We start from the raw sequence: 26,165 nt of genomic DNA, 5'->3' as shown, positions 1-26,165 counted from the left end.
ATGCAGAGTCTTTTAATGCTAAAATTAAACTCTTTAGAGCTAACCTAAGAGGAGTAACGGACACTACTTTTTTCCTCTTTAGATTAAACAAACTCTTTGCTTAATCCCCATAAAATGAATGTGACCCTTAAAAACTTTATTGTTTAAATTCAAGATTTAATAAGAAAAGCCCATCAAAATTTGATGAGCTTTTCAATATCTAAAAATAAAAGAAGTTAATCTTCCTTTTTATCTTCTCTTGGTTTTCTATCGTCGCGACGATTATCTCTGCCACGATTATCTCGCCCACGGTTGTCACGACCTCTGTTGTCGCGTCCGCCAGAACGATTATCTCTTGGTGGTCTCGCCACATAACCTTCTGGTTTTGGCAAAATAGCTTTACGAGATACTTTTTCTTTACGAGTTCTTGAATCTATACCAAAGTATTTAACGTCAAATATATCTCCCATGTTTACCACATCAGATACATTTTCTGTACGTTCCCAAGCTAATTCAGATACGTGTAATAATACTTCGTTTCCTGGTGCTTCCATATATTCTACAACAGCACCAAAATCTAACATTTTGATGACTTTTACTTCATATACGCTTCCAACCTCTGGCTTAAATAATAACGAATCTATTTTAGCCATTACAGCATCAATACCTGTTTTACCTACTCCTAAAATTTCAACAATACCTTCTTCAGTAACTGGGTCTTCGTTAATAACGATAGTTGTCTCAGTTTCTTTTTGCATTTCCTGAATTACTTTTCCACCAGGACCAATTAAGGCACCGATAAATTCGTTAGGAATACGTCTTGTAATCATAGTTGGTGCGTGATCCTTAACTTCAGCATTTGGTGTTGCAATTGTATCTGTTAACTTTTCTAAGATATGTAATCGACCATCACGTGCTTGTTGTAGTGCATTTACCAGAATCTCATATGAAAGGCCTTTTACTTTAATATCCATTTGACAGGCTGTGATGCCATCTGCAGTACCAGTTACTTTAAAATCCATATCTCCTAAATGATCTTCATCACCTAATATATCAGATAAAACAGCATACTTTCCAGAATCTGCATCGGAAATTAATCCCATGGCAATACCAGAAACTGGTTTTGTCATTTGCACACCAGCATCCATCATAGCCATTGTACCTGCACAAACCGTTGCCATTGAAGAAGAACCATTAGATTCTAATACTTCAGAGACCACACGTACTGTGTAAGGACAATCATCTGGTACCATACCTTTTAATGCACGTTGCGCTAAGTTACCGTGACCAACTTCACGACGTGATGTTCCACGGATTGGTCTAGCTTCACCTGTACAAAAAGGAGGAAAGTTATAGTGTAAATAAAAACGCTCTTCACCTTCTTGAGATGGCATATCTATTTGGTTAGCATCTCTAGACGTTCCTAAAGTTACTGTTGCTAATGCTTGTGTTTCTCCACGTGTAAATACTGAAGAACCATGAGTCGACGGTAAATAATCTACTTCACACCAAATTGGTCTGATTTCAGTAGTCTTACGGCCATCTAGTCGTAAACCTTCATCTAAGGTTAAATCTCTAATGGCAGCTTTTTCAGCTTTACGGTAATAATCAGATACTAATCCACCATAATCTGCTAATTCTTCTTCAGAGAAGGTCGCTTTAATATCTTCTTTTATTTGTTGAAAAGCAGCACTTCTTTCGTGCTTAGCAGAACCAGCTTTTGCTATGGCATACACTTTGTCGTAAGCCATATCATATACTTTTTTCTCTAAATCTTTGTCTTCTCTTTCTGGCTCGTATTCGCGAGTTTCTTTTTTACCAAAAGCTTCTGCTAATCTTACTTGAGCAGCACATTGTGCTTTGATATGTTCGTGAGCAAACTTTATAGCATCTGCCATTTCTTCTTCAGAAATTTCATCCATTTCTCCTTCTACCATCATTACTGAATCTGCAGAAGCACCTATCATCATATCGATGTCAGATTCTGCTAATTGAGTAAATGTTGGGTTGATTATGAATTCTCCATTTACTCGACCAACTCTAGCTTCTGAGATTGGACATTCAAAAGGGAAATCTGATAACTGAATTGCAGCAGAAGCCGCTAATCCTGCCATAGCATCTGGCATAACATCATCGTCATGAGACATTAATTGAATCATCACCTGAGTTTCAGAATGATAATCTTTAGGGAATAATGGACGTAAAACGCGGTCTACTAAACGCATTGTTAATACTTCTCCGTCACTTGGTCTTGCTTCTCTTTTAAAGAAACCACCTGGGTAACGTCCTGCTGCAGCAAATTTCTCTCTGTAATCTACAGTTAAAGGCAAGAAGTTTACATCTTTTTGTTCATAGTTGGAAACAACTGTACATAATAACATACATTTTCCTGATTGCACTACAACGCTACCATGCGCTTGTTTTGCTAATTTTCCGGTTTCGATAGAAATTTCTCTACCATCACCAAGGTCAATGACCTCTTTGTAAGTCTTTGGAATCATAAATTTTTAATTCACGCTTTGATATTAAGCTATCAAAGTCTTGTTAAACAATGGTCGTTGTATTGTTGTGTGTAGTTGATGTATATGACATATTATGTCTGACCAATGAAAAACTGCTAGTCCTGAACTTGTTTCAGGATCTCATCTGCTATTTCAATTCGATTTTTATACGCTTTCGATTGCGTTGTTATATAACAAAAGACCACGCTGTTAAGCGTGGTCTTTTTATTTAGATTATTTTCTTAATCCTAATTCTTTAACTATAGCACGATATCTTAAGATATCTTTCTTAGTTAAGTAGTCTAATAAACTTCTACGCTTACCAACTAATTTTACTAGAGAACGCTCGGTATTATAATCCTTACGATTATTTTTTAAGTGTTCAGTTAAATGATTAATTCGTGCTGTAAATAAAGCAATCTGTCCTTCTGCAGAACCTGTGTCGTTTGCACCTTTTCCGTGCTTTTCGAAAATTTTTGCTTTTTCTTCTTTTGTAACGTACATGCTAATATTATTGTAAATGATTGTTATGTATTCTAAAAGTCGATCTTTCAGGCGGTAAATATAAGAAAATTAAAAGATTAACAAATCTAACAGGATATTTATTTAGTTTTTTTAGTAGTGTTTTAAACCTTTTTAAAAATGTAAAGTCTTAAAAGCATGTTAACACCTAAAATTAAGCCTACTCAATTGTCATTTTCATTTTAGTGCACATAAGATGAGATACAATTATGATTTTTACATTAACAACTTAAAAAAAATTAATCATGAAATATTTTAAAAATATAATAAAACCTGCTTTAGCAGTATTAATTATAGGACTAGTATTCAGTTCTTGTTCGGATAATAACGAGGATTTACAAATCGATGATTCAGCAAATGATGCTATTGAGTTAGCACGTTCTGCTGAAGTAGATGCAGCAAGCTCATCTATGACAGATATAGTGACTGAGGTTTTTGAATTTGATGAAGCAAATCCTAATGGAAGAATACAGCCACCAGCATTACCAGATTGTGTAACTATTACAGTTGTAGCGCAACAAGCTTTTAGAGAAGTTACTATCGATTTTGGAACTGAGGGTTGTTTGGTACGTGGGCATGTACTTAAAGGGCAAATTATATTCTCTTACACAAGAGATATTGAAGCACAAGAGATATTGATTACTTATGATTTAGTAGATTTTTATTTTGATAATAAAAACGTATTGGGAAGTCGTACGATTTTAAGAGAAAAGGAAAATGAGAACGGAAATCTGCAATTTACACATAATTTAGACTTAACCGTTATCTGGTCTAATGGTGTACAAGCATCACGTACAGGAACAAAAATAAGAGAATGGGTTGAAGGATTTGGTAGCGGAATCTTTAGTGATAACGTTTTCGAAGTTTCAGGAGACTGGACAACAACTTTCGTAAATGGAAATTCTCATACTTATGAAGTATTAACACCATTACGTCGTGAAGTTATATGTACCTATTTTGTAAGCGGTACAGTAGATGTACAACGTACAAATTTTGGTGGAATTTTTGATTATGGTAATGGAGATTGTGATAACCAAGCATCTTTTATCTTTAATAACGGTACAGAAATTTCTATAACTCTTAATTAAGCTTAGTTTGTTTGATTGAGTTTTTGAAAAGAAAAAGCGAGTGAAAATTTCCACTCGCTTTTTTTATGCTCTTAGAGGTTGATTCTTTATCAAATCTATATAAAGATTTATCTTATCCTTTAAATCCTTACGATGCGTAATAAAATCTAGGAAACCGTGTTCTAGTAAAAACTCTGAAGTTTGAAAACCTTCTGGTAACTCCTTACCAGTGGTATCCCTTACAACTCGTGGTCCTGCAAAACCAATTAATGCACCAGGCTCCGAAATATTAATATCGCCTAACATTGCAAAAGAAGCGGTTGTTCCTCCAGTGGTTGGGTCAGTACATAAAGAGATATACGGAATTCTTGCATCTGCAAGCTGTGCTAACTTTACCGAAGTTTTTGCCAATTGCATTAAAGACAATGCAGCTTCCATCATGCGCGCGCCACCAGATTTGCTAATAATCATAAATGGTAGCTTTTTCTTTAAAGCATAGTCTGCTGCTCGTGCAATTTTTTCTCCAACAACACTTCCCATAGATCCTCCAATGAAGGTAAAATCCATACAAGCGATAACTAAATCTTGTCCTTTTGATTTGCCAACGGCTGTTCTAACAGCATCTTTAAGGTTTGTTTTGGCTTGTGCTGCCTTTAAGCGGTCTGGATACTTTTTTGTGTCTTCAAACTTAAGAGGGTCTTTTGAGGTTAAATCAGCATCTAATTCTTTAAATTTATTATCGTCAAATAATATCTCAAAATATTCTTTACTACCTATTCGTACGTGATATCCGTCTTCAGGACTTACATAAAAATTTTGAGCTAATTCTTTGGTGTCAATAATTTTTCCTGTTGGAGATTTATACCAAAGTCCTCTTGGTGTGTCTTTTTTTTCTTCAGTTGAGGTCTGAATACCTTTATCTTTTCTTTTAAACCAAGCCATGTTGATTTCAGATTTTAGAGTTACAATTTTAAAAGTCTTCTAAAATTGGTGTAATTTAGTTTAGTTAGTCTTTACAAAATTACGCATTATATCAAAACTACTAAATATTTAATGAGGGTATCTATTTTTAAACTTAATATTAATCATAAAAAAACCTGTTTCAATTAACATGAAACAGGTTTTTAAATTTATCTGAATACTTGATTATAAAGTATCCACATTATTTAAATCTTCAAATGCTTTTTTAAGACGCTCAACAAAAGTGTTTTCACCTTTACGTAGCCAAACACGTGGATCATAATATTTTTTGTTTGGTGAATCTGAGCCATCGGGATTACCAATTTGTGTTTTCAAATAGGCTTCCTTTTCATTCATATAATCTCTAATACCAGACATAAATGCATATTGCATATCTGTATCAATATTCATTTTTATAACACCATAGCCAATAGCTTCTCTAATTTCTTCAAGTGTAGAACCAGAACCACCGTGGAATACAAAGTCGATATGATTATGTGGTAAATTATATTTTTCTGAAATATATTCTTGAGAGTTCTTAAGAATTTTTGGTGTTAACTTGACGTTTCCTGGTTTGTACACACCGTGTACATTTCCAAAAGCTGCGGCAATGGTAAATTGGTCACTAACTTTGCTTAATTCTTCATATGCATAAGCAACTTCTTCTGGCTGTGTGTATAATTTAGATTCATCTACGTCGCTGTTATCTACGCCATCTTCTTCACCACCAGTGATTCCTAACTCTATTTCTAAAGTCATCCCTATTTTACTCATACGAGCAAGGTATTGCTTGCAAATTTCTATATTCTCTTCAATAGGCTCTTCACTTAAATCTATCATGTGAGAACTGTAAAGTGATTTACCAGTTTCTTTATAATGCTGCTCACTTGCGTCTAATAAACCATCAATCCATGGTAATAGTTTTTTTGCACAGTGGTCTGTATGTAAAATAACAGGAACTCCATAAGCCTCGGCCATTAAGTGAACATGTTTTGCACCTGCAATACTTCCTGCAATTGCTGCTTTCTGGTCTTCATTACTTAAGCCTTTACCAGCATTAAATTGTGCACCTCCGTTTGAAAATTGAATAATTACGGGAGCATTTAACGCTTTTGCGGTTTCTAAAACACCATTTATAGTGTTTGAGCCTATCACGTTTACTGCTGGTAGGGCAAATCCTTTTTCTTTAGCTAATTTGAATATTTCTTGTACTTCGTGCCCTGTCGCTACGCCTGGTTTTATTGAATGACTCATGATAGTTTTTAAGTTGTATTAATCGATAATCAAAAATACATAATTTACAGGATTTTATGGCTTCAAAAGATTATTATTGCTAACATTTGCACGAAAACGATGTCGTATAATTTACTAGATTTCTAGAAAGGATAGTTGATACCGATGTTATATGTGGCATTACCAAAATTATAGTTGGTAAACCACCTATTGCCAGTTTCTAACGATGGATCGTAGGTTTTAAAACCGATATCTCCTCTGAGTACAAAAAAGTTGAAGTCATATCTAAGACCAAAACCGCTACCAACAGCAATATCTCTGAGTGATTTTAGATTTGTAAATGTAGATTCTGGGTCATCTTCTACGTTTCCAAATGCATTCCAAATATTACCAGCATCTATAAAAAGTGCCCCGTCAAAATCTCCAAATAAATTGAAACGTTGCTCTAGACTAAAATGTAATTTCAAGTTAGCTTCATTAAATTCATTGGTGTTTTTAGAACGTCCAGGCCCAAGGCTAAATGCTGTCCATGCACGGTTGTCATTAGGTCCACCAGCAAAAAAGCTTTCTACAAAAGGAATATTATCAGAATTGCCATACGGAATAGCAACTCCAAAATAACTACGAAATGCCAATAGGTTTTTCTTACCAGGTAAATCAAAATACTTAATGTAATCTAATTCCGTTTTAAAATATTGAGAGAATGGAACATTAAATAATTCGTATCTACCATTAGCATTTTTATCAAAACCGGCAAGACTAGAAATTCCTGATGCTATATTACCAGCAATTTCAAAATGAGTTTTAAATCTAGAGAAATTATTGTCAGATAAATCGGTTCTTGTATCTCTAGTATAATCAAAATTTGTAGAAAGAATAAGGTTGTTTTCAGTAAGTCTATCTTGCCGTTGATTAATGTTATTAACATCAATATATTCTTGATTATCTGGTGTTAATGAAGTACTATTGTTTAATACATCACTGATGAAGGTGTTTGCCGGTGCAAATGATGGATTTGGAGCTGGTGTTTGAAGTGTTTCATCTGTACCGATATAGCCAATGTTACGAGCAATTTCGTTTAGGCGATTGAAAGAGTTTCCATAAACTCCAAAATAATTTTCAGGGTTTAAATTTCTTACATATTGAATGTTAAACAATTCAAAATTATTAGTAACCTTATCACTAGGAAACCAATTATAAGAAAATATACTAGAGAGCGTTTGTCGGTCTAGTCCAATATTCTGTTGACTTGTAGCAGTCACATTTATTCTGGTGCTAGGCGACATGTATTTTGGTATAATTTTATCTGTGTTAAAAGGAAGAAAAAACCTTGGAATGGTAAGTGCAACAGAGCCGCCAAATTCATTGATGTCAAAAAAAGCGTCTCTACGAACTCCTGCATCTTTAGAAGCGCCAATAGAACCAAGTAAGGAGAAGTCGAGTGTTTCTGCACCTCTAAAAATATTTCTGATTTTAAGACCCGTACTAAAAGCAAAACCAAAGGTTTGTATATTACTCTGAGACACATCAAAAGCAAATTGAAGTTTATACTTTTTTAAAGGTGACAAAAAGATATTTGCGGTTAATGTAGAATCTGCTTCGTTAGGTACGTAGTCTACTCCGGGATATCTAAACATTTGTAATTGGTTAAGGTATTGTGAGGTTTGTGTACGATCCCTGTCTCTATAGATATCTCCTTTTTTTATGAATATAGCGTCGGTTAAAGCTTTTGGTTTAAATTTTAAATCTCCAAAACTGTATAGGTTTATGCCATTATAGGTTATGCTGTCTTTTACTTTTTTACCATCAATAAGGTTTTCATTAGAGGCGTCCGTGATAATATTTACTTGCTTTATTTTGAACATCTTAAAAGGCTCTACTCTTGTAGAATCTCCTTCTCTTATAGAACGATTATCAATAAACAGATCAGTATTAAATGTGCTTTTAGATTTAAAAGTGTCAATCTCAAAACGTACGTAATCCTGACCAAAAAAATAAAAACCAGAATTTCGCATAAGCTTATTAAGTCGCACTCGTTCATTTGTAAAATTGTCTTCATCATACTGCTGACCTTCTTTTAAAATTGAAGCATTTACATTCAATTTGTAAATAGAATCTATCGACGGCGTTTTAATCGTGGTTTTTAGTGTGTCTAAAATACTAGCTTTGTTTTTGGTGACTGTGTATTTTACTTTTGCGTGTTTATTAGAGTCGCGTTCAACAGAGTAATTTACCTCATTATAGAGCCAACCTCTTTTGTAATAATAAGCTCGTAACCTATTTTTTGTTTTTTCGGCTTTGCTTTCATCAAAAAGTGTAGGTGCTTCTCCACTACGTTTTAACCAAGAATTAAATCCAAGAGCAGATTTTTTTAGTTTTATAAGTTGCTTTTCTGATAATGTATTTGTTAATCTATTTCTACGATTACCTTTGTCTAGCCAAACTTCGAATAGCGAATCTATATTAGGGCGCGCTAAATTATAAATATGGAGTTTTAGAGGAAAAGAACCAATACCCGAATTAGGCTTTTGAAGCGGAATATTATTGACACGTTCTTTATTATTGACTTTGCCATCAACTTCAATTCTGTTTTCAGTTAATAAATATTGTCCGTCTTTTACACGTTTTACAGTATTACATGATGCAATGAGAACTATAACACCAAAACCAATAGCCGTTTTAGTAAAACTAAAATTGATTTTGTAAAGAATCTGTCTGTAAAGTTTAACGTTCAAATTGAAAGTGTTTTTTTGATATTCATAAGTCTGTGCAAATATTAGTCTAAAAAAGTATTATTTTGTCAGCACTTATGCTTCTAACAAATGTAAATACATTTTGATGTTATCAAAGAGTCAGATAAAATTAATTAAAAGTTTAGCCCAAAAAAAATATAGAGCACAACACGGTTTATTTACGGTGGAAGGCGTAAAAGGGATTACTGAGTTTATAAATTCTTCATTCAAGCTTCAGCATATTTATACAACTGAAGCTGTTTTTAATATTGCTGAATCTGAATTATCAATCATATCTGGGACTCATCTAAATAGAATAAGTCAACTTAAAAATCCGAATACGGCTGTTGGTGTTTTTGAAATCCCAATTTCAAAACCTATTGATACATCTCAACTTATTGTTGCTTTGGACGATGTGCGGGATCCTGGAAATTTGGGTACAATAATTAGACTCTGTGACTGGTTTGGTATTAAAGATTTGGTTTGTAGTAAAGCTACTGTAGATTGTTATAACTCTAAAGTGGTACAAGCTACAATGGGTTCGTTAACACGAGTAAATGTGAGTTATGTTGATCTTGACACCTTTCTTTCAGAATCTAATTCTGAAATTTTCGGAACCTTTATGGATGGCGAAAATATCTACAAGGCTAATTTACCAGAAAATGGAATTGTTGTTATGGGAAATGAAGCGAACGGAATATCAAAACCAATTGAAAATTTGGTTAGTAAACGATTAGCAATTCCACGATTTGGAAATCTGAAAGCAACAGAAAGTTTGAATGTAGCTACAGCAACTTCAGTTTGTTTGAGCGAATTTAAACGAGCAACTATCTAAATGTAAAATTGATAAAAACCCCACGAGTTCGCATTGCTGAAATATTTCCTGTCCATGGGCTATTTGGATCTATGTCTCTTACCACTTCGTCATTTATTGCAAAAACACCTCTAATAGATGGTGTAAATTTGAAGTAAAGTAAGTACAAGTCTATACCAAAACCAATTTCGTAGAAGTAGTTATTTGAGGTCATCCTAAATTGTCCACCACTGTTATCACTTGGGTTTTTTTCATTGCTAGCCAAGTTTAAAGCTGTAGAAATACCACCTACAACAAATGGTCTGATATTATTAATTCTATTAGTAGAGAATTTTACTAATAATGGTAAGTGTATGTAAGTAGATTTTGTTTCTCGTAATAAATCTGAAGGATTAAAATTTTGTCCTGCAAAATAACTCTCATCATATCTAAGATTTCGAGTAGTAAAATATACACCAGGCTCAAATCTAAGATTAATGTGATTATTTATACGTAAATCCCCTGTAAGTCCAACTTGAAAACCGGTTGTAGCATCAACTAAGATATCGTCTAAATCTTGTTCGTATTCAAATTTAAAATCGTAACTATTAAAGCCCAAATAATAACCCCAAGACAATATTTTTTTGTCCATATTTTCAAGGTTAATTACTTTTTTTTTGGTAAATAACTGTCCAAAACTAGCATTATAACTAAGTAAGACAGCAATAACAATAATTAGTTTTTTCATATTAAGCCTTCGATGCGGTGTAAATTGTTGCAACACCAAACGTTTGTGGTTTATCCTTGACATTAATAAACCCAATTTCTCTTAAAATATTGTTTAGCTCTTCTCCAAAAGGAAAAACAGATGCAGACTCACTTAAATATTTGTAGGCACTGCGGTCCTTAGAAAAGACTTTTCCAATAGTAGGTAAAATAAATTTAGAATACAATTTGTAACCTTGTTTAAACGGTGTTTTTGTTGGTACTGACGTTTCTAAAATAACAAAAATACCTCCAGGTTTTAGTACGCGAAGTATTTCGGAAAGCCCTTTTTTAAGATTCATAAAATTTCTAACTCCAAAAGCTACTGTAATAGCATCAAAGGTGTTGTCTTCAAAAGGTAAGTCTTCAGAGTCTCCAATAACCATTTTGATAATATCATCTAATGCTTTTGATTTTATTTTTTGACGGCCAACTTCAAGCATACCATCACTGATGTCAAGACCAACAATTTCATCTGCAGTCGTTTCAGTAAGGCTTATTGCTAAGTCTCCTGTTCCTGTTGCGATATCTAATATGTTATTTGGTTGAGTATCAGCAACAAGTTTTACCACTTTATTACGCCATTTTATATCAATTCCAAATGAAATAACTCTGTTTAAGTTATCATATTCGCCAGAAATAGTATCAAACATTTTAGTGACCTGTTCTTTTTTATCAAGGTCACTGTTCTTATAGGGTTTAACGCTTTTTGACATCTGATTTTTTTTTTGCAAATATACTAAGAAGATATAAGTGTAACTAAAGTTCAGTGTTATAAGAATCCTTTTAATTGTTTAGAGTAAGCATGATTTTGAATTAGAATTTCTTAACAAACAAAACTCATGTAATTGTAACTTATAACTATATTTGTATGTTATTTACAAATACATCTAGATGAAGATTATAATTGCTGGTGCTGGAGAAGTTGGATTCCATTTAGCAAAACTATTGTCTTATGAGTCCCAAGAAATTACACTTATAGATAATAAAAAAGATAGCCTGAGTTATGCAGGAGAAAACTTAGATATTAAGACCATTAAAGGTGACGCGACTTCAATTGCGACTTTAAAAGATGGGCGTATTGAAAATTCTGAGTTGTTTATTGCTGTTACATCCTCAGAAACTACAAATATTACTGCATGCGTATTGGCAAAACAATTAGGTGCAAAGCGCACAATTGCTCGCATATCTAATACAGAATTTATAGATAATAAAGATGAGCTTGGATTTTCTAAGTTTGGTATTGATGAGTTAATTTCACCTGAGTCTCTTGCCGCTTCTGAGATTGAGTTATTACTTAATCAATATGGATTTAATGATACTTATGAGTTTGAAGATGGTAAGCTAACAATGTTAGGGTTAAGGTTATCTCGTACAGCAACTTTTGTTGGTAAAACAGTCAAAGAAGCTGCTGAATTATATTCTGAATTACACTTTATCCCAATCGCAATACAACGTTACGGTACACAATACACCATAATACCTAGAGGAGATACCATTTTTAAGGAAGGTGATAAGGTTGTTTTTATAACCTCAAAAGGTGGAGATGAAGAGTTGTTTGAACTTTCAGGAAAGGTAAAGTTAGGTATAAAGGACGTTATGATTCTTGGAGGAAGTAAAATAGGTTACAAAACAGCACAGGATTTATGTAAAAGTAAGTTTAATGTGAAGCTTGTAGAAAATAGAAAAGGAGTCGCTGAAGATTTAGCGGATGAATTACCTAATGCTCTTGTTATCTGTGGTGATGGGAGAAATGTAGATATCCTCGAAGAGGAAAATATATCTCAGATGGACGCTTTTATTTCTGTTACAGGTAATTCTGAAACTAATATTATGTCTTGTTTATTGGCAAAAAGCAAAGGTGTTAAAAAAACAATTGCCTTAGTTGAGAATATGGATTATTATCAATTATCACAATCCATAGGTATTGATACACTAATAAATAAAAAACTTTTAGCAGCTAATACAATCTTTAGATATATCAGAAAAGGAGAGGTTGTTGCGATGACCAAATTAACTAATATGAATGCCGAACTTTTAGAGTTTGAGGTAAAGCCAAATTCTAAAATTACTAACAAAAAAATCAAAGATGCAGATTTTCCAAGGTCAGCGATATTTGGTGGTGTTATTAGAAATGGAGAAGGTCTTATACCTTTAGGAAGTTTTGTTATAGAAGCAGGAGATAGAGTTGTAGTTTGTTGTTTGCCTCGTTCTATTGCCGAAGTTGAAAAGTTTTTTGCATAAGTGGTATTATGGCTAGAATGAAACTAAATTATAAAATCATTTTCCATTTTCTTGGGCTACTACTCTTGTTTAATGGTGGTTTTATTCTCATAGCTACCTTAATTAGTCTTATTTACAAAGATGGTGTGACTTTAGAGTTATTACTATCCGGATTTACGATTCTTCTTTTAGGTGGTATTGTTATGTTTAATACACGTAACCACCGTAAAGAAATGAATAAAAGAGAAGGCTATATTGTAGTCGCTTTTGGCTGGATTGTCATGTCTCTCTCAGGTTCATTACCTTACATGATTACAGAGGCTATTCCTTCATTTACAGATGCTTTTTTTGAAACAATGTCAGGTTATACTACTACAGGCGCTAGTATTCTTAATGATATAGAAATTGTACCAAAAGGCGTACTTTTTTGGAGGAGTATGACGCATTGGATTGGTGGTATGGGAATTATCGTTTTGGCGATCGCTATTTTACCACTATTAGGAATTGGTGGAATGCAACTCTTTGCTGCAGAAGCACCTGGTCCTGGAGGCGATAAGTTACATCCTAGAATAACAGATACCGCAAAACGCCTGTGGCTTATTTACTTTGGGTATACTGCAGTAGAGACGATATTATTACAAGTAGCAGGGATGTCCTTTTTCGATGCGATTAATCACTCTTTAAGCACATTATCTACTGGTGGTTTTTCTACAAAAAATGCTAGTGTTGCTCATTGGAATGATAATCCTGCAGTGCAGTACATTATCATTACATTTATGTTTTTAGCAGGAACAAATTTTGTCTTAAGTTATTTTGCTTTTAAAGGCAAGGTGCAGAAGATTATAAAGGATGATGAGTTTAAATTATACTTCAAATTTATCTTAGCCTTCACAATAATATCTGCATTGGTCATTTATTTTAATGCGGATGTCACAAAATCTTCAATTAATCATCCAATGGTTTTAGGTGAATTTGAAAGTGCCGTCCGTCATGGCTTATTTCAAGTTTTGGCTATTGTAACAACAACTGGTTTTGTGACGGCAGATTACACACTTTGGACACCATTTTTAACGGTTTTCTTTTTTGGGCTAATGTTTTTAGGTGGCTCCGCAGGTAGTACTTCTGGTGGTATTAAAGTAGTACGACATTTGGTGTTGATTAAAAATGGATTTTTAGAATTTAAACGTGCGTTACATCCAAATGCTATATTACCTGTACGCTACAATCAAAAATCTGTATCTAAGGATATTGTGTTTAATATTCTCGGTTTTTTTATTACCTATATGCTGTTCTTTATATTCGGAGCATTAGTGTTCTCTATGTTTCAAATAGATTTCACTTCTGCAATTGGTCTTTCTGCATCGACTTTAGGTAATGTCGGACCAGCTTTAGGCGATTTTGGTCCTGTAAACAATTATGCCGCATTACCACCTTTAGGAAAATGGTGGGCGTCTTTTTTAATGCTTTTAGGACGTTTAGAGTTATTCACTGTACTTATTTTGTTGACGCCTTTCTTTTGGAGGAATAGGTAAGTGATTATTTGCCATAATGATAACGGCATGCAGCAATTAATAATCTGTCATTTTCATACTTATACACCAAACGATGTTCTGATGTTATCCGTCTAGACCAATAGCCTTGCAAGCCACCTTTTAGTGCTTCGGGTTTTCCAATACCATCAAAAGGTGTACGCATACAGCTTTTGATTAGCTCATTAATTCGCTTTACTAACTTTTTATCAGTTTTTTGCCAGTATATATAATCGTTCCATGAGCTTGAAGACCAAATTAATTTCATTTAATTAATCTACTATTTCTTTTTCAATGCCTTTGTTTGCTTCTAATTCTTTGATAGAATCTATAAGTACATCTCTGTTTTTACCTGACAATAAGTATGTGGTTTCTTTTAACGAGTTGTATTCATCTAACGATAGTAACACTAAATCTTTACCGTTTTTACGTTTTATGATAATATCACTTACATTATTTACAACTTTGTCTAACCAATGTTTAAGATTGGCTCTAAAATCTGTGTAGTTTACAATTTCCATAGTACAAATATAATAAAAACGTACTTAAAAAAGTACGTTGTTAAAATTTTATCCCTCATATTTAGCCAAACGCGTACGCAAATCTGCAATAATGGTGTCTTTTAAACGGGCGTTTTCCTCGTATTGGGCAATGAGTTTTTCGGAGAGTTGATTAATGACACCAGTATTATAAACAGCACCATTGTTATTTTTTATAGAACCAACAGTTACAGAATCTAATTTTAAAAGTTCATCAAGTTGTATTTCAAACAACGTACAAATAGGCTCTAAGTAATTTACCCAACTGTTGCTATCGCCTTTTTCTATACGGGCGTAAGTACTTTGTGAGATGTGCAAATGTTCTGCCACTTGCTCTTGGCTTAAGCCTTTCTGCGTACGTAGGCGTCTTACTTTTTCTCCTATTATTGTATTCATCAGTTTTTAGTTTAGTGTATGCTCAAAAATAGTAAAATTTACCTACCATCTAAAAAAAGGGTAACATTATGCAAAATATGAATTAGAAATACCTGATTTCATTTTTAAGTTTACAGTATCAAAATAGTTTTGGTCGTCATTAACTGACGTTAATAAATTAAAAACTTTATTTTTATGAAAACATTAGAATTAAATCAGATGGAGAGATTAAGAGGTGCAGGATGTGCCGAAGATGGTATTGCTTTTACACTCGGTGCTGTTACAGCTGGAGCACTAGCTGGTCCAATTGGATTTGGTATAGGTGCCTTTATAGGTTTAATCGGCGGTGCTTTTGTCGGTATTGCGTCTGGAGATTGCGATTAGAAATTATAAAAAATAAATTATGAAAACATTAGATTTACAAGAATTAGAAAGTATAGAAGGTGGTGGATGGTTTAATTCATTTTGCCAAGGTTTTGCAATTGTAGGTGGAGTTTATACTGTTGCATACGCTGTAGGCTGGGTTCCTGGTATAGGTCAGACAGCCACCATTGTAGGAGCAGGTATAGGTATAGCTTGTGCATTTTCTTAACTGTTAACAACATATAAAACTGAATTTAGTTTTATATGTTGTTTTTAAATTATACTTCGTGAAAAAAATCATCTTTATTTTAGGTTTAATAATAGTAATATTTGTCCTTACTTTGATTGTTGGTTTAGTTGAAACAAACTTTTATACAAATGCTATATTATATTTTACTCTAACAATTACATTTATTCTATTGTACCTCGATACTAAGAATAAAAAAAACAATAACATATAGATATTATTTTATGAAAAATATATTTGTATATTTTTTTTTAATCATAATCATAGGTTTAATATCTAATGAAATTTTAAATATTAATCAGTTAACACTAAATAGTTTATTTGAAAGATTTACAACTGAACAAGCTCAAAAGATAATAGACTATAAAAGTCAGTGGGAGTATCTAAATTATTTTTTTCTATTACTTTTTTTATTATTGAAAATTTTAATAATTGCTACTATTTTAGACCTTGGCTGCTTCATCTTCAACAAAAAAATAAAATTCAAAAAAATCTTTAACATCGTTGTCAAAGCAGAATTTATTTTCCTGTTAGTCATCATTTTTAAAACCGCTTGGTTTTACTTTTTTCAAACCAATTATACCTTAGAGGATTTACAATATTTTTATCCCTTATCTGCTATTAACATTGTGGGTTATGAGGGTATTGATGCTTGGTGGGTATATCCATTACAAGTCCTTAATTTGTTTGAGTTGGCGTATTGGTTAGTATTAGGCTATTTATTAGGTAAAGCACTTAATAGTAACTTTGATAAAGGTATTAGTATTGTAGCCAGTAGTTATGGTGTGGCGTTACTTATTTGGGTGGTCGGTATTATGTTTTTTACGTTAAGTGCTTCTTAATTATTTAGAAAACTGTTATTCTGAATTTGTTTCAGACTCTAAACAAATAATAAGATGCAGAAAACAAGTTAAGCATGACAAAAAACCTATGAAAAAACAATTAACATATATCATTGCACTTTTAGTGTTAGGCTTATTAGGTTATTTAGGCTTTAGTGTTGTAACTAAATTGCAAGAGAAAAAAGAGATTGCAACACGTTTAGGAACGTTGCCTGAGTTTTCGTTTCAGCAATTAGATGATACTTCTTTTTCTAATGCAAATTTAAAAATCAATACCAAAACCATATTTGTTTATTTTAATAGTACTTGTGATTTTTGCCAGCATGAGGCGCAAAGTATAAGTGAAAATTTAGATAAGTTTACAGATGTTCAGTTTCTATTTGTTTCTGTTGAAGAAAAATCCATTATAAAACAGTTTGCTAAAAAATACAATCTTAATAACAAACCAAATATTACCTTTTTACATGATAACACTGATACGTTTTCTAATTCATTTGGTGCTAACTCTATTCCTTACCTTTTAATTTATGACGCTAATGGCAACTTGCTTAAAAAACACAAAGGACAACTTAATGCCAATGGTATTTTAAAAATTTTGAATCCCTAAACTTTTGTCATTCAGAGCGTAGCGAAGAATCTCATGTTACATCTAAGATGAGACATTTCACTTTGTTGGATATGATAATACCCTAAATTAAATGACTACAAAACATATACAAAAATCCTTTAACCTACAACACGACCAATCCGACTGTGGTGTAGCATGTTTATTATCTGTTATTAATTATTATCATGGTGATAATAGTTTAGAAAAACTACGAGAATTAAGTGGTACAACAAAACAAGGCACAACTTTATTGGGTTTGTATCAAGCGGCTAACGCATTAGGTTTTGATGCTCAAGGTAACGAAGCGGATATACAAGCTGTTATTGACCACGGTGAGCCATTAATATTACACGTTGTCATAGAAGAGAAATTGCAACATTATGTAGTGTGTTATGGTTATGAAAAAGACAAATTTATAATCGGTGATCCTGCTAAAGGAATTACAACTTATACTAAAGACGCATTAGAGAAAATATGGGTGTCTAAAACTTGCTTAACCTTAACGCCAAATGCTAGTTTTATAAAAGCAGAAACCAAAACTAAAGATAAAAAGGAATGGTTTATGAGTCTGCTAAAAGAAGATTATAGGCTTATTGGTTTTAGTATATTATTAGGTTTAGGCATTGCTATTTTGGGTATGGCAATGGCTATATTTTCGCAAAAATTAATTGATGATATATTACCTTCAAAAGATTTTAAAAAATTAGTAACAGGCATTGCACTTGTTGCCTTTTTATTAATTGTGCGTGTATTATTTACAGCCTTACGCGATTATTTTTTAATACGCCAAACCAAAGATTTTAATAACCGCATTATAGATAGTTTTTATACGTCATTACTACACTTACCAAAACCTTTTTTTGATACGCGCAAAATTGGCGAGTTGGTTGCAAGACTTAATGATACTCAGCGTGTACAACGTGTCATCAGTACGGTTATTGGTAGTGTAGCTATTAACATATTGGTTACGATATCATCTTTATGTTTTCTGTTTTATTATTCTTGGCAAACAGGACTTATAGCTTTAGTAAGTTTGCCATTCTACTTTCTGCTAATCTACGGTTTTAACACGCGTATTATTAATGCACAAAAAGAAGTGATGCAAGGTTATGCCTTTAGCGAGAGTAATTACATAACTTCAATGCAAGGTATTGCTACGATTAAAAATAATAATCGCCAAACCATATTTAAAAAAATAAATCAATTGGTGTATGGTAATTTTCAGGAAAAAGCATTTCAATTAGGTCGTATAAAAGTGCGATTATCTGTTTTTTCTGGTGTGTTTAGTGTGTTGTTTTTGATGGGTATTTTGGTTTATACGTCTATTCAGGTTTACAATGAAATCATGCAATTGGGTGAGTTAATGGCTATATTGGGTATTGCTGGGTCTTTGTTACCTTCAGTTGCAAGTTTAGCCTTAATTACTATACCAATTAACGAAGCCAAAGTGGCATTTAATCGTATGTATGAGTTTGCGTCGATTGAAAAAGAAAATAAAGGTGTAATACCATTAACTGTATTTGATTCATTAGATATTAAAAATTTGAGTTTTAGATTTGCAGGTCGCAAACAACTATTTAAAAATATAAATCTATCTGTTTGTAAAAATCAATGTATTGCTATTGTTGGCGAAAGCGGAAGTGGCAAAAGTACATTAGGGCAAATACTTCAAAAATTCTATGCTTTTGAAAATGGAACTATAACAATAAATAAAACTCATAATCTTAATGATGTAAATACCAAAGATTGGAGAGATATTATTGGTGTCATACCGCAAGAGATTACTATATTTTCAGGTAATGTTATTTCAAATATTTTACTAGGCAAAGAAGATAAGCCAGAACAAATAGAACAGTTTGTAAAAGATTACGGTTTTCAAAGTTTTATAAATAGTTTACCACAAGGTTATGCTACTATTTTAGGCGAAGAAGGAATCAATTTATCTGGTGGTCAAAAGCAAATTATTGCATTAATGCGTGTACTATATAAAAAACCTCAAGTGCTATTATTAGATGAATTTACATCTGCAATGGATAGGAAATCGGAATATTTTGTTTTAGAGTTTCTCAATACACTTAAAAAAGAGATTACGATTATTTTTATATCACACCGTTTGCATTCGTTAAAACATATTGCAGATAAAATTTATGTGGTAGAAAATGGTGAAACCGATGTTAATGGTTCACATGAACAATTGCTAAAAACTGAAAATTTTTATAGTGATTTTTGGACAGGTTTAGTATTAGAAAACTGAATATCTTTGAACTTTTTTTATTTTTTTCAAAATTTTGCTAGCCTATGATTTTACTACTATTTTTTGAGATAAACATCTTCAATCTGTGACTATAGTTGTTATACAGCGTGTAACATTTTTATGTGTTACCCGTCATATCTATGTAATCAATTAAAAAATAATCAATCATGGAATTAGTAGTAAACACTTTTAAAACAGAACCATTACCCGAACCCAGAGAAACGTTTGTATATACAAACGAACCTTTACTAAACTCTAGTTATAAAGCAGCGGTTCAGCAGAACTTCATCAAATCTTCAAAACCATCTGTTTTCGGAATGAGACAACGTCTTAAATTTAAGCAATTCAATAACGTACAAGCTATTGGAGTCATTTTAAAACTATCTGTATTTGTAACAGTACTTACGTTTATGTTTTAAGTTACAAACGACATATAGACCTTTAACTGATGCTTTTTAAGAAATTAAAAAGCATTTTTTATTAATGAGACTTGATTCTTTTAGTTTTTACTAAAAGAATCATTAATCGAATTAACCCTGAAGGATTTCAGGCTTTTGTAAATATCACTTTTTCAACTTTTTAAAACTTATCGTTATGGGGTCAGCATCTATGAATACTGTAATTGAAAACAACAGAAAACTTTTGCCAAAAAGAGACAAATTTAAAAATCGACTTGGCGGCTACAATTCAAATAAAAAAACAGAATATAATTTACCTAAAGCTACATCAAAACAGCTTAGGGATATTAAGAAACGTATGTTGCAGGAGCGTAAAATTTGGTGGATAAAAGTTATTGTACTTACAGTGATTTTATTTCTAGGGTTGTTATTAGCTGTATTCACAAATTTTGAAAATGTAAGTTATTATCTTCAGTATTAATAAGTTTTAGAATATGCCATTAGGAGAATCCATGTTAAGTACTCTAAAAAGTAATAAAAATATACTGAAAGATAAATCTAAGCACTTTAGAAAAACGCGTGGAGGCTATTCCAAAAAACCTAAAACAGGATATGACTTTCCAAAGGCTTCTCCTGAATTGCTTTTAGAAATTAAAGAAAAGATACAGAAGCAGAATAAAAAAACCAGAACACTTAGTTTATTAATTGCTGGTGTTCTGGTTGTTGTAATAGTTCTGTATATCTTAATCTAAAGCCTCTGTAATACGTTTTACAGCTTCTTTTATTTGGTCTTGTGATGCTGCATAAGAAATACGGATACAGTTTGGATTACCAAACGCATCTCCCGTAACCGTAGCAACATTTGCATGTTCTAATAAGTACATGGCAAATTCTGAAGCATTATTAATAGTTATTCCGTTTAAGGTTTTTCCAAAATAGGAAGATATATCTGGGAAAACATAAAATGCACCTTCAGGCTCGTTGCACGAAAAACCTTCAATTTCAGAAAGTAAACCTAATATTAGTTTACGACGTACTTTAAACTCGTCAACCATATATTGAACCTTTTCTGGCGATGCTTCAAGAGCTGTAATTACTGCACGTTGTGCAATACAATTGGCGCCACTAGTAACTTGGCCTTGAATCTTATTGCAGGCTCTTGCAATTGTTTTTGGGGCACCAATATAGCCTATACGCCAACCAGTCATAGCGAATGCTTTAGAGACACCATTTACAGTTATCGTTCTTTCAAACATATCATCAAATTGCGCCATGCTACAATGACCACCAATAAAATTAATATGCTCATAGATTTCATCAGATACCACATAAATATTTGGATGCTTTTGAAGTACATCTGCTAAAGCTCTTAATTCAGTTTTACTGTAAACAGAACCACTAGGATTACAAGGTGAGCTATACCAAATCATTTTAGTTTTTGGCGTAATAGCGGCTTCGAGTTGTGATGGCGTCATTTTAAAATCATCTTCAATAGATGTTTTAACCTCTACAGGTACACCGCCGTTAAGTTTTACTATATCACTATAACTTACCCAATATGGACATGGTAAAATAACTTCGTCACCATCATTGAGCATCACAGATGCAATATTATACAAGGATTGTTTTGCACCAGTAGAAACTACGATTTGTTGACGGTTATATTCTAGCTGATTATCGCGCTTAAACTTAGTGATTATTGCGTCTTTAAGTTCAGCATAACCATCAACAGGTGTGTAGCTGTTGTAATTATCATCAACGGCTTGTTTAGCTGCGTCTTTTATAAAATCTGGAGTATTAAAATCTGGTTCACCAAGACTTAATCCTATAATATCTTTTCCTTCTTCTCTTAATTCTCTGGCCTTTGCAGCCATTGCTAATGTTGCTGAGGTCGATAGACTATTAATTCTATCCGAAAGTTGGTTCATACGTTTTTGGTTGTAAGTATTTTAAACTTGCATTGCTGGTTTGGTTCCCATTTCTTTTAAAAATTTGAAATGTGCAGCAATAGCTTTTCTTGTGGTTTTATATTCTTTGTATGGTAAATTAAATTCTTTAGCTGTGTCTTTAACTATTTTTGCGATTTTCCCATAATGAATATGACTTATATTCGGAAAAATGTGATGCTCTACTTGATGGTTTAGTCCACCAGTATACCAGTTTACCAACCAATTTTTTGCACCAAAATTAACAGTGGTTTTTAGTTGGTGAATGGCCCAAGTATTTTTCATAGTACCGTCTTTTTCAGGCATTGGCATTTCAGCCTCATCCATAACGTGTGCTAATTGAAATACGACACTTAAGATTAAACCAGCGATATAGTGCATTAAAAAGAAACCAATAATAACTTTGTACCAAGCTAAATCCGTTAAGACAATAGGAATCACTATCCACATCGAAACATATATTAATTTTGAAATCACCAATTTACTCCAATTTACAACTGGATTTGGTAATTTTCCATAAGATAGTTTACGCTTCATGTAGCGATACATTTGCTGGAAATCGGTAGTAATAGCCCAGTTAATAGTCAATAATCCATATAGTAAAATAGAATAGTAATGCTGGAATTTGTGATGCTTACGCCATTCTGAATGTTCTGAAAAACGAAGTACACGTCCAGCCTCTAAATCTTCATCGTGTCCGTGGATATTGGTGTAAGTATGATGCAAAACGTTGTGCTGTACTTTCCAATTATAAACATTTCCTGCCAGGATATAAATACTACTTCCCATTAAACGGTTAACCCATTCTTTGTTAGAAAAAGAACCGTGGTTTCCGTCATGCATTACATTCATGCCAACGCCAGCCATACCAATACCCATAACAATAGTTAGAAGTAATTGTGCCCAAGTAGGAATATCTAAGGTTAGAAGTAAAAAATAAGGCGTTAAAAATAGCACAAACATAACAACAGTCTTAATCCACAGTTTATAGTTTCCTGTGCGTTTTATATTGTTTTCTTTAAAGTAATCGTTAACACGTTTGTTTAGTGTTCTGAAGAATTTTGCAGAATCTTTTCGGGAGAAGGTAAGCGCTTTTTGGGTAATCATATATTATAAATTTAAAAACTTAACGCATCAAAAATAGCTTAAGTATAGAAAGGTCAAAGATAATTAATATATGTGCTCTATTTGTAATACGATGTTAAATTATCAAGTTTAAAAATAACTATTTTTGCCAAAACTTAATTAATGGAGCTCATTCTAAAATATTTTCCTCAGCTTTCAGAACAACAAATAAAGCAATTTGAAGCCTTGTTGCCGTTGTATAAAGATTGGAATTCTAAAATAAACGTTATTTCACGTAAAGATATAGATGAGTTGTATCTACGTCACGTATTACACTCATTAGGCATAGCAAAAGTAATGTCCTTCGCAGATGGTTCTTCAATCTTAGATGTAGGTACAGGTGGAGGGTTCCCCGGAGTGCCACTCGCTATCCTTTTTCCTGAATGTCAATTTCATTTGGTCGATAGTATTAATAAAAAGTTGAAAGTTATCAATGGTGTTACAGAGGCTTTAGAACTCGATAATATAAAAACAACGCACAGTAGAGTAGAATCTATTAATGAGCAGTTTGATTTTATTGTAAGTCGAGCTGTAACAGCAATGCCAGAATTTACAAAATGGGTAAAAGGAAAAATTAAAAGAGAACAGAAAAACGAATTTAAAAACGGGATTCTTTATCTCAAAGGCGGCGATTTAACTGAAGAATTAAAGCAATACAAGACTGTAAAAGCTTTTTTACTTTCAGATTATTTTATAGAAGACTTTTTTGAAACTAAAAAGGTAGTGTATTTGCCGATGAAGTATAAATAAAAAGAGCTCTAATTTGGACCTCTTTCAAGTTGCAATTATAAGTTTTTTATTTATTTACAATAAACTTTGTTGTGAATCTCGAATTATCATCTCCAGTAATATTCAGAATATAAAATCCTGAGTGTAGGTTAACGGCTTGAAAAGAGGTCCAGGTTAAAGGTTTGTCTATAAGTAAAATTTGGATTTCCTGTATAATCTAATGAACTATAAAGTGCGTCAATATTTCTGGTGTGGTCTGGGTCAAAACCATCAATTAAAAATGTAGGTTTATCTAGTGTGTTGTTAGTACTTAAATAAACAAAGTATTCGGATTGTCCTGGGAATTGTGTAGCTCCTGAGTAACCTGTTAAGTCTGCAGTTAAATCAGATGTAATAGAAATTGAAGTTACTTGCAAAAGCGTAAAAAATGGAAGTAACAAAAACGAGAGAAAGTAGTTTTTTTATATTATTAAATTGATTGATAAATATACAAAGTTTACGTTTTAGTAGATTGATTTATAGTTAAATGAGAGCAAAAAACCCTTAAATAGTCTTTTTTAAGGGTTTTTACTTTTAATAGGTTAGTCTGTGTTATCCCAAAAACGGATATCTATAATCCGTTGGAGTTACAAAGGTTTCCTTTATTAATCGTGGTGATAACCAGCGTAATAAGTTTTGAGCACTACCAGCTTTATCATTCGTGCCTGATGCTCTGGCGCCACCGAAAGGTTGTTGACCTACAACCGCTCCTGTTGGCTTGTCATTAATATAGAAGTTACCAGCAGAATTTTGTAAGGCTTTAGTAGCTTCTTCAACAGCATATCTATCTTTAGAGATAATTGCTCCCGTTAAGGCATATTCACTTGTTTCGTCAACTAGTTTTAATGTTTCAGTGTAGGCTTCATCCTCGTAAACATAAATTGTAATAACTGGGCCAAAAAGTTCAGTACACATTGTGGTGTATTTTGGGTCAGATGTTACGATAACTGTAGGCTCGATAAAATAACCTTTAGACTTATTGTATCCGCCGCCAGCAATAATCTCAGCATTACTATCAGATTTAGCTGCATCAATGTACCTAGCTAATTTATCAAAAGAACCTTCATGAATTACAGCAGTAATAAAGTTGCTCATATCTTCAGGAGAACCCATTTTAAAGGATTTAATATCCTCTAAAAGATATTTTTTTACGTCAGACCAAATACCTTTAGGTACATAAGCTCTTGAAGCCGCACTACATTTCTGTCCTTGGAACTCAAAAGCGCCACGGGCAATCGCTGTTGCTACTTGCTTGGCATCAGCAGTCTTGTGCGCTACGATGAAATCTTTACCACCAGTTTCTCCAACGATACGTGGATATGTTTTATAGTTATGGATATTGTTTCCAATTTGTTTCCATAATTCTTTAAAAATATGGGTAGAACCTGTAAAGTGTAAACCAGAAAAATCTGGACTCGCCAATACTGTTTGCGTAATCATCACGGGGTCACCAAATACCACATTAATTACACCTGCAGGAACGCCAGCTTCTTTAAATACATCCATAATTACCTTAGCAGAAAATATTTGGCTGTCACTCGGTTTCCAAAGCACAACATTACCCATTAATGCCATACATGCTGGTAAATTTCCTGCAATAGCGGTAAAGTTAAAAGGTGTTACAGCATAGGTAAAACCTTCGAGCGGACGGTATTCCACACGGTTCCAAGCATCACTTGTACTTTCTGGTTGGTCCATGTAAATGTCCGTCATAAACTGAACGTTAAAACGTAAGAAGTCTATAAGTTCACAAGCTGCATCAATTTCAGCTTGGTGTATGGTTTTAGACTGCGCAATCATTGTAGCTGCATTAATCTTTGCGCGGTAAGGACCAGCGATTAATTCGGCAGCCTTTAAAAAGATACCTGCACGTTGTTCCCATGGCATTTGCGACCAAGATTTACGAGCTTCTAAGGCTGTTGAAATCGCTTCTTCAATATGAGATTTTTCAGCAACATGATACTCGCCTACTATGTGCTGATGGTCATGTGGCGGAGACATTGTTCTAGTATTACCTGTTTTTATGTCCTTTCCGTTGATATATAATGGAACTTCAACCTTACTGTTAAACATTGATTTGTAAGCTGCAGAAACAGCTTCGCGTTCTACAGAACCTGGAGCATAAGATTTCACAGGTTCATTTATCGCTACTGGTACATTAAAGAATCCGTTTGCCATAATTATATTGTTTTTGGTTTAATTATTTTGAAAGTGCAAAAGTACAATTTTTAAACCTTTTTTCTGAAATCCAACTCTTAATGAAAACATAATTATTAATGCGAATCAAGAGTTAAATATTAGTGTTATAAAGGCTGCGGCTAATCGTCCATAAACATGTAGACTCAGTCCTTTAGTAGATCTCACCTTACTCGCTTTCTGTATATCTGATTTTTCAAT

General features: G+C 33.0%; 27 protein-coding genes and 1 pseudogene. 14 read left to right on the top strand and 14 right to left on the bottom strand.

The window, feature by feature from the left end:
• Positions 1-104, top strand: a pseudogene (locus HKP48_RS07625) (DDE transposase); the annotation flags it as partial.
• Between the two features lie 111 nt (positions 105-215).
• Here HKP48_RS07625 and HKP48_RS07620 read toward each other — a convergent pair.
• Entirely contained in the window at positions 216-2,480 is a 2,265-nt protein-coding gene (locus HKP48_RS07620; RefSeq protein WP_296344486.1) for a polyribonucleotide nucleotidyltransferase, read from the bottom strand.
• Positions 2,481-2,714: 234 nt separating this feature from the next.
• Positions 2,715-2,984 (bottom strand): 30S ribosomal protein S15, encoded by a 270-nt coding sequence (gene rpsO / locus HKP48_RS07615; protein WP_296344483.1) that lies wholly within the window; start codon positions 2,982-2,984, stop codon positions 2,715-2,717.
• 263 nt (positions 2,985-3,247) lie between these two features.
• On the opposite strand from rpsO, the gene HKP48_RS07610 reads away from it, so the two are divergent.
• Positions 3,248-4,090 carry a hypothetical protein gene (locus HKP48_RS07610; RefSeq protein WP_296344481.1) on the top strand — a complete coding sequence of 281 codons (843 nt, stop codon included), beginning with the start codon at positions 3,248-3,250 and terminating at the stop codon, positions 4,088-4,090.
• Between the two features lie 63 nt (positions 4,091-4,153).
• On the opposite strand, the gene accD is transcribed toward HKP48_RS07610, so the two are convergent.
• The 3 genes from accD to HKP48_RS07595 all read right to left on the bottom strand — a co-directional run bounded on the left by accD (position 4,154) and on the right by HKP48_RS07595 (position 8,997).
• Positions 4,154-5,011, bottom strand: coding sequence for an acetyl-CoA carboxylase, carboxyltransferase subunit beta (gene accD, locus HKP48_RS07605; protein WP_296344479.1), 858 nt, complete (start codon positions 5,009-5,011; stop codon positions 4,154-4,156).
• Between the two features lie 204 nt (positions 5,012-5,215).
• Entirely contained in the window at positions 5,216-6,283 is a 1,068-nt protein-coding gene (gene fbaA / locus HKP48_RS07600) for a class II fructose-bisphosphate aldolase (protein WP_296344477.1), read from the bottom strand.
• 122 nt (positions 6,284-6,405) lie between these two features.
• The gene (locus HKP48_RS07595) at positions 6,406-8,997 is read right to left on the bottom strand and encodes a BamA/TamA family outer membrane protein (protein WP_296344475.1); all 2,592 of its coding nucleotides are present in this window, start codon (positions 8,995-8,997) and stop codon (positions 6,406-6,408) included.
• Between the two features lie 103 nt (positions 8,998-9,100).
• On the opposite strand from HKP48_RS07595, the gene HKP48_RS07590 reads away from it, so the two are divergent.
• The gene (locus HKP48_RS07590; RefSeq protein ID WP_296344473.1) at positions 9,101-9,829 is read left to right on the top strand and encodes an RNA methyltransferase; all 729 of its coding nucleotides are present in this window, start codon (positions 9,101-9,103) and stop codon (positions 9,827-9,829) included.
• Here HKP48_RS07590 and HKP48_RS07585 read toward each other — a convergent pair.
• Entirely contained in the window at positions 9,822-10,535 is a 714-nt protein-coding gene (locus HKP48_RS07585) for a porin family protein (RefSeq protein ID WP_296344470.1), read from the bottom strand. The genes HKP48_RS07590 and HKP48_RS07585 overlap by 8 nt on opposite strands.
• A 1-nt stretch (position 10,536) precedes the next feature.
• Positions 10,537-11,268, bottom strand: a complete 732-nt coding sequence (gene ubiE / locus HKP48_RS07580; protein ID WP_296344468.1) for a bifunctional demethylmenaquinone methyltransferase/2-methoxy-6-polyprenyl-1,4-benzoquinol methylase UbiE — start codon at positions 11,266-11,268, stop codon at positions 10,537-10,539.
• 178 nt (positions 11,269-11,446) lie between these two features.
• Here ubiE and trkA point away from each other — a divergent pair, with 178 nt between their 5' ends.
• Both trkA and HKP48_RS07570 read left to right on the top strand, forming a co-directional pair.
• Entirely contained in the window at positions 11,447-12,796 is a 1,350-nt protein-coding gene (gene trkA / locus HKP48_RS07575; RefSeq protein WP_296344466.1) for a Trk system potassium transporter TrkA, read from the top strand.
• Between the two features lie 17 nt (positions 12,797-12,813).
• Complete coding sequence (locus tag HKP48_RS07570; protein WP_296344464.1) at positions 12,814-14,307, top strand: potassium transporter TrkG; 1,494 nt, start codon at positions 12,814-12,816, stop codon at positions 14,305-14,307.
• 4 nt (positions 14,308-14,311) lie between these two features.
• On the opposite strand, the gene HKP48_RS07565 is transcribed toward HKP48_RS07570, so the two are convergent.
• From HKP48_RS07565 to HKP48_RS07555, 3 genes are read right to left on the bottom strand one after another with little or no spacing between them, the layout of a single operon-like run.
• The gene (locus HKP48_RS07565; RefSeq protein ID WP_296344462.1) at positions 14,312-14,572 is read right to left on the bottom strand and encodes a Txe/YoeB family addiction module toxin; all 261 of its coding nucleotides are present in this window, start codon (positions 14,570-14,572) and stop codon (positions 14,312-14,314) included.
• Between the two features lie 4 nt (positions 14,573-14,576).
• Positions 14,577-14,825 carry a type II toxin-antitoxin system prevent-host-death family antitoxin gene (locus HKP48_RS07560; protein ID WP_296344460.1) on the bottom strand — a complete coding sequence of 83 codons (249 nt, stop codon included), beginning with the start codon at positions 14,823-14,825 and terminating at the stop codon, positions 14,577-14,579.
• A 48-nt stretch (positions 14,826-14,873) separates the two neighbouring features.
• On the bottom strand, positions 14,874-15,239 hold the full coding sequence (locus HKP48_RS07555; protein ID WP_296344458.1) for a helix-turn-helix transcriptional regulator: 366 nt from the start codon (positions 15,237-15,239) through the stop codon (positions 14,874-14,876).
• Positions 15,240-15,413: 174 nt separating this feature from the next.
• Between HKP48_RS07555 and HKP48_RS07550 the strand changes: the two genes are divergently transcribed.
• The 8 genes from HKP48_RS07550 to HKP48_RS07515 all read left to right on the top strand — a co-directional run bounded on the left by HKP48_RS07550 (position 15,414) and on the right by HKP48_RS07515 (position 20,681).
• On the top strand, positions 15,414-15,602 hold the full coding sequence (locus HKP48_RS07550) for a hypothetical protein (RefSeq protein WP_296344456.1): 189 nt from the start codon (positions 15,414-15,416) through the stop codon (positions 15,600-15,602).
• A 19-nt stretch (positions 15,603-15,621) separates the two neighbouring features.
• Entirely contained in the window at positions 15,622-15,810 is a 189-nt protein-coding gene (locus HKP48_RS07545; protein WP_296344454.1) for a hypothetical protein, read from the top strand.
• 434 nt (positions 15,811-16,244) lie between these two features.
• The gene (locus HKP48_RS07540; protein ID WP_296344452.1) at positions 16,245-16,670 is read left to right on the top strand and encodes a hypothetical protein; all 426 of its coding nucleotides are present in this window, start codon (positions 16,245-16,247) and stop codon (positions 16,668-16,670) included.
• An 88-nt stretch (positions 16,671-16,758) separates the two neighbouring features.
• Complete coding sequence (locus tag HKP48_RS07535) at positions 16,759-17,277, top strand: TlpA disulfide reductase family protein (RefSeq protein WP_296344449.1); 519 nt, start codon at positions 16,759-16,761, stop codon at positions 17,275-17,277.
• Positions 17,278-17,368: 91 nt separating this feature from the next.
• Entirely contained in the window at positions 17,369-19,531 is a 2,163-nt protein-coding gene (locus HKP48_RS07530; RefSeq protein ID WP_296344447.1) for a peptidase domain-containing ABC transporter, read from the top strand.
• Positions 19,532-19,698: 167 nt separating this feature from the next.
• Positions 19,699-19,950: a hypothetical protein gene (locus HKP48_RS07525; RefSeq protein ID WP_296344445.1), complete on the top strand. Its 252-nt coding sequence runs from the start codon at positions 19,699-19,701 to the stop codon at positions 19,948-19,950.
• Positions 19,951-20,125: 175 nt separating this feature from the next.
• The gene (locus HKP48_RS07520; RefSeq protein WP_296344443.1) at positions 20,126-20,410 is read left to right on the top strand and encodes a hypothetical protein; all 285 of its coding nucleotides are present in this window, start codon (positions 20,126-20,128) and stop codon (positions 20,408-20,410) included.
• 13 nt (positions 20,411-20,423) lie between these two features.
• On the top strand, positions 20,424-20,681 hold the full coding sequence (locus HKP48_RS07515; protein ID WP_296344441.1) for a hypothetical protein: 258 nt from the start codon (positions 20,424-20,426) through the stop codon (positions 20,679-20,681).
• Here HKP48_RS07515 and HKP48_RS07510 read toward each other — a convergent pair.
• Positions 20,673-21,857, bottom strand: a complete 1,185-nt coding sequence (locus HKP48_RS07510; RefSeq protein ID WP_296344439.1) for a pyridoxal phosphate-dependent aminotransferase — start codon at positions 21,855-21,857, stop codon at positions 20,673-20,675. The genes HKP48_RS07515 and HKP48_RS07510 overlap by 9 nt on opposite strands.
• A gap of 21 nt (positions 21,858-21,878) precedes the next feature.
• On the bottom strand, positions 21,879-22,982 hold the full coding sequence (locus tag HKP48_RS07505) for an acyl-CoA desaturase (protein ID WP_296344437.1): 1,104 nt from the start codon (positions 22,980-22,982) through the stop codon (positions 21,879-21,881).
• Positions 22,983-23,123: 141 nt separating this feature from the next.
• On the opposite strand from HKP48_RS07505, the gene rsmG reads away from it, so the two are divergent.
• Entirely contained in the window at positions 23,124-23,750 is a 627-nt protein-coding gene (gene rsmG / locus HKP48_RS07500; protein WP_296344435.1) for a 16S rRNA (guanine(527)-N(7))-methyltransferase RsmG, read from the top strand.
• A gap of 128 nt (positions 23,751-23,878) precedes the next feature.
• On the opposite strand, the gene HKP48_RS07495 is transcribed toward rsmG, so the two are convergent.
• Both HKP48_RS07495 and pruA read right to left on the bottom strand, forming a co-directional pair.
• On the bottom strand, positions 23,879-24,169 hold the full coding sequence (locus HKP48_RS07495; protein WP_296344433.1) for a hypothetical protein: 291 nt from the start codon (positions 24,167-24,169) through the stop codon (positions 23,879-23,881).
• A 151-nt stretch (positions 24,170-24,320) separates the two neighbouring features.
• Positions 24,321-25,946, bottom strand: coding sequence for an L-glutamate gamma-semialdehyde dehydrogenase (gene pruA / locus HKP48_RS07490; protein WP_296344431.1), 1,626 nt, complete (start codon positions 25,944-25,946; stop codon positions 24,321-24,323).
• Between the last annotated feature and the right edge of the window lie 219 nt (positions 25,947-26,165).

The sequence above is a fragment of the Winogradskyella sp. genome, from assembly GCF_013042245.1.
GTDB lineage: Bacteria > Bacteroidota > Bacteroidia > Flavobacteriales > Flavobacteriaceae > Winogradskyella.
This window is presented reverse-complemented; position numbering and strand designations above follow the sequence as displayed.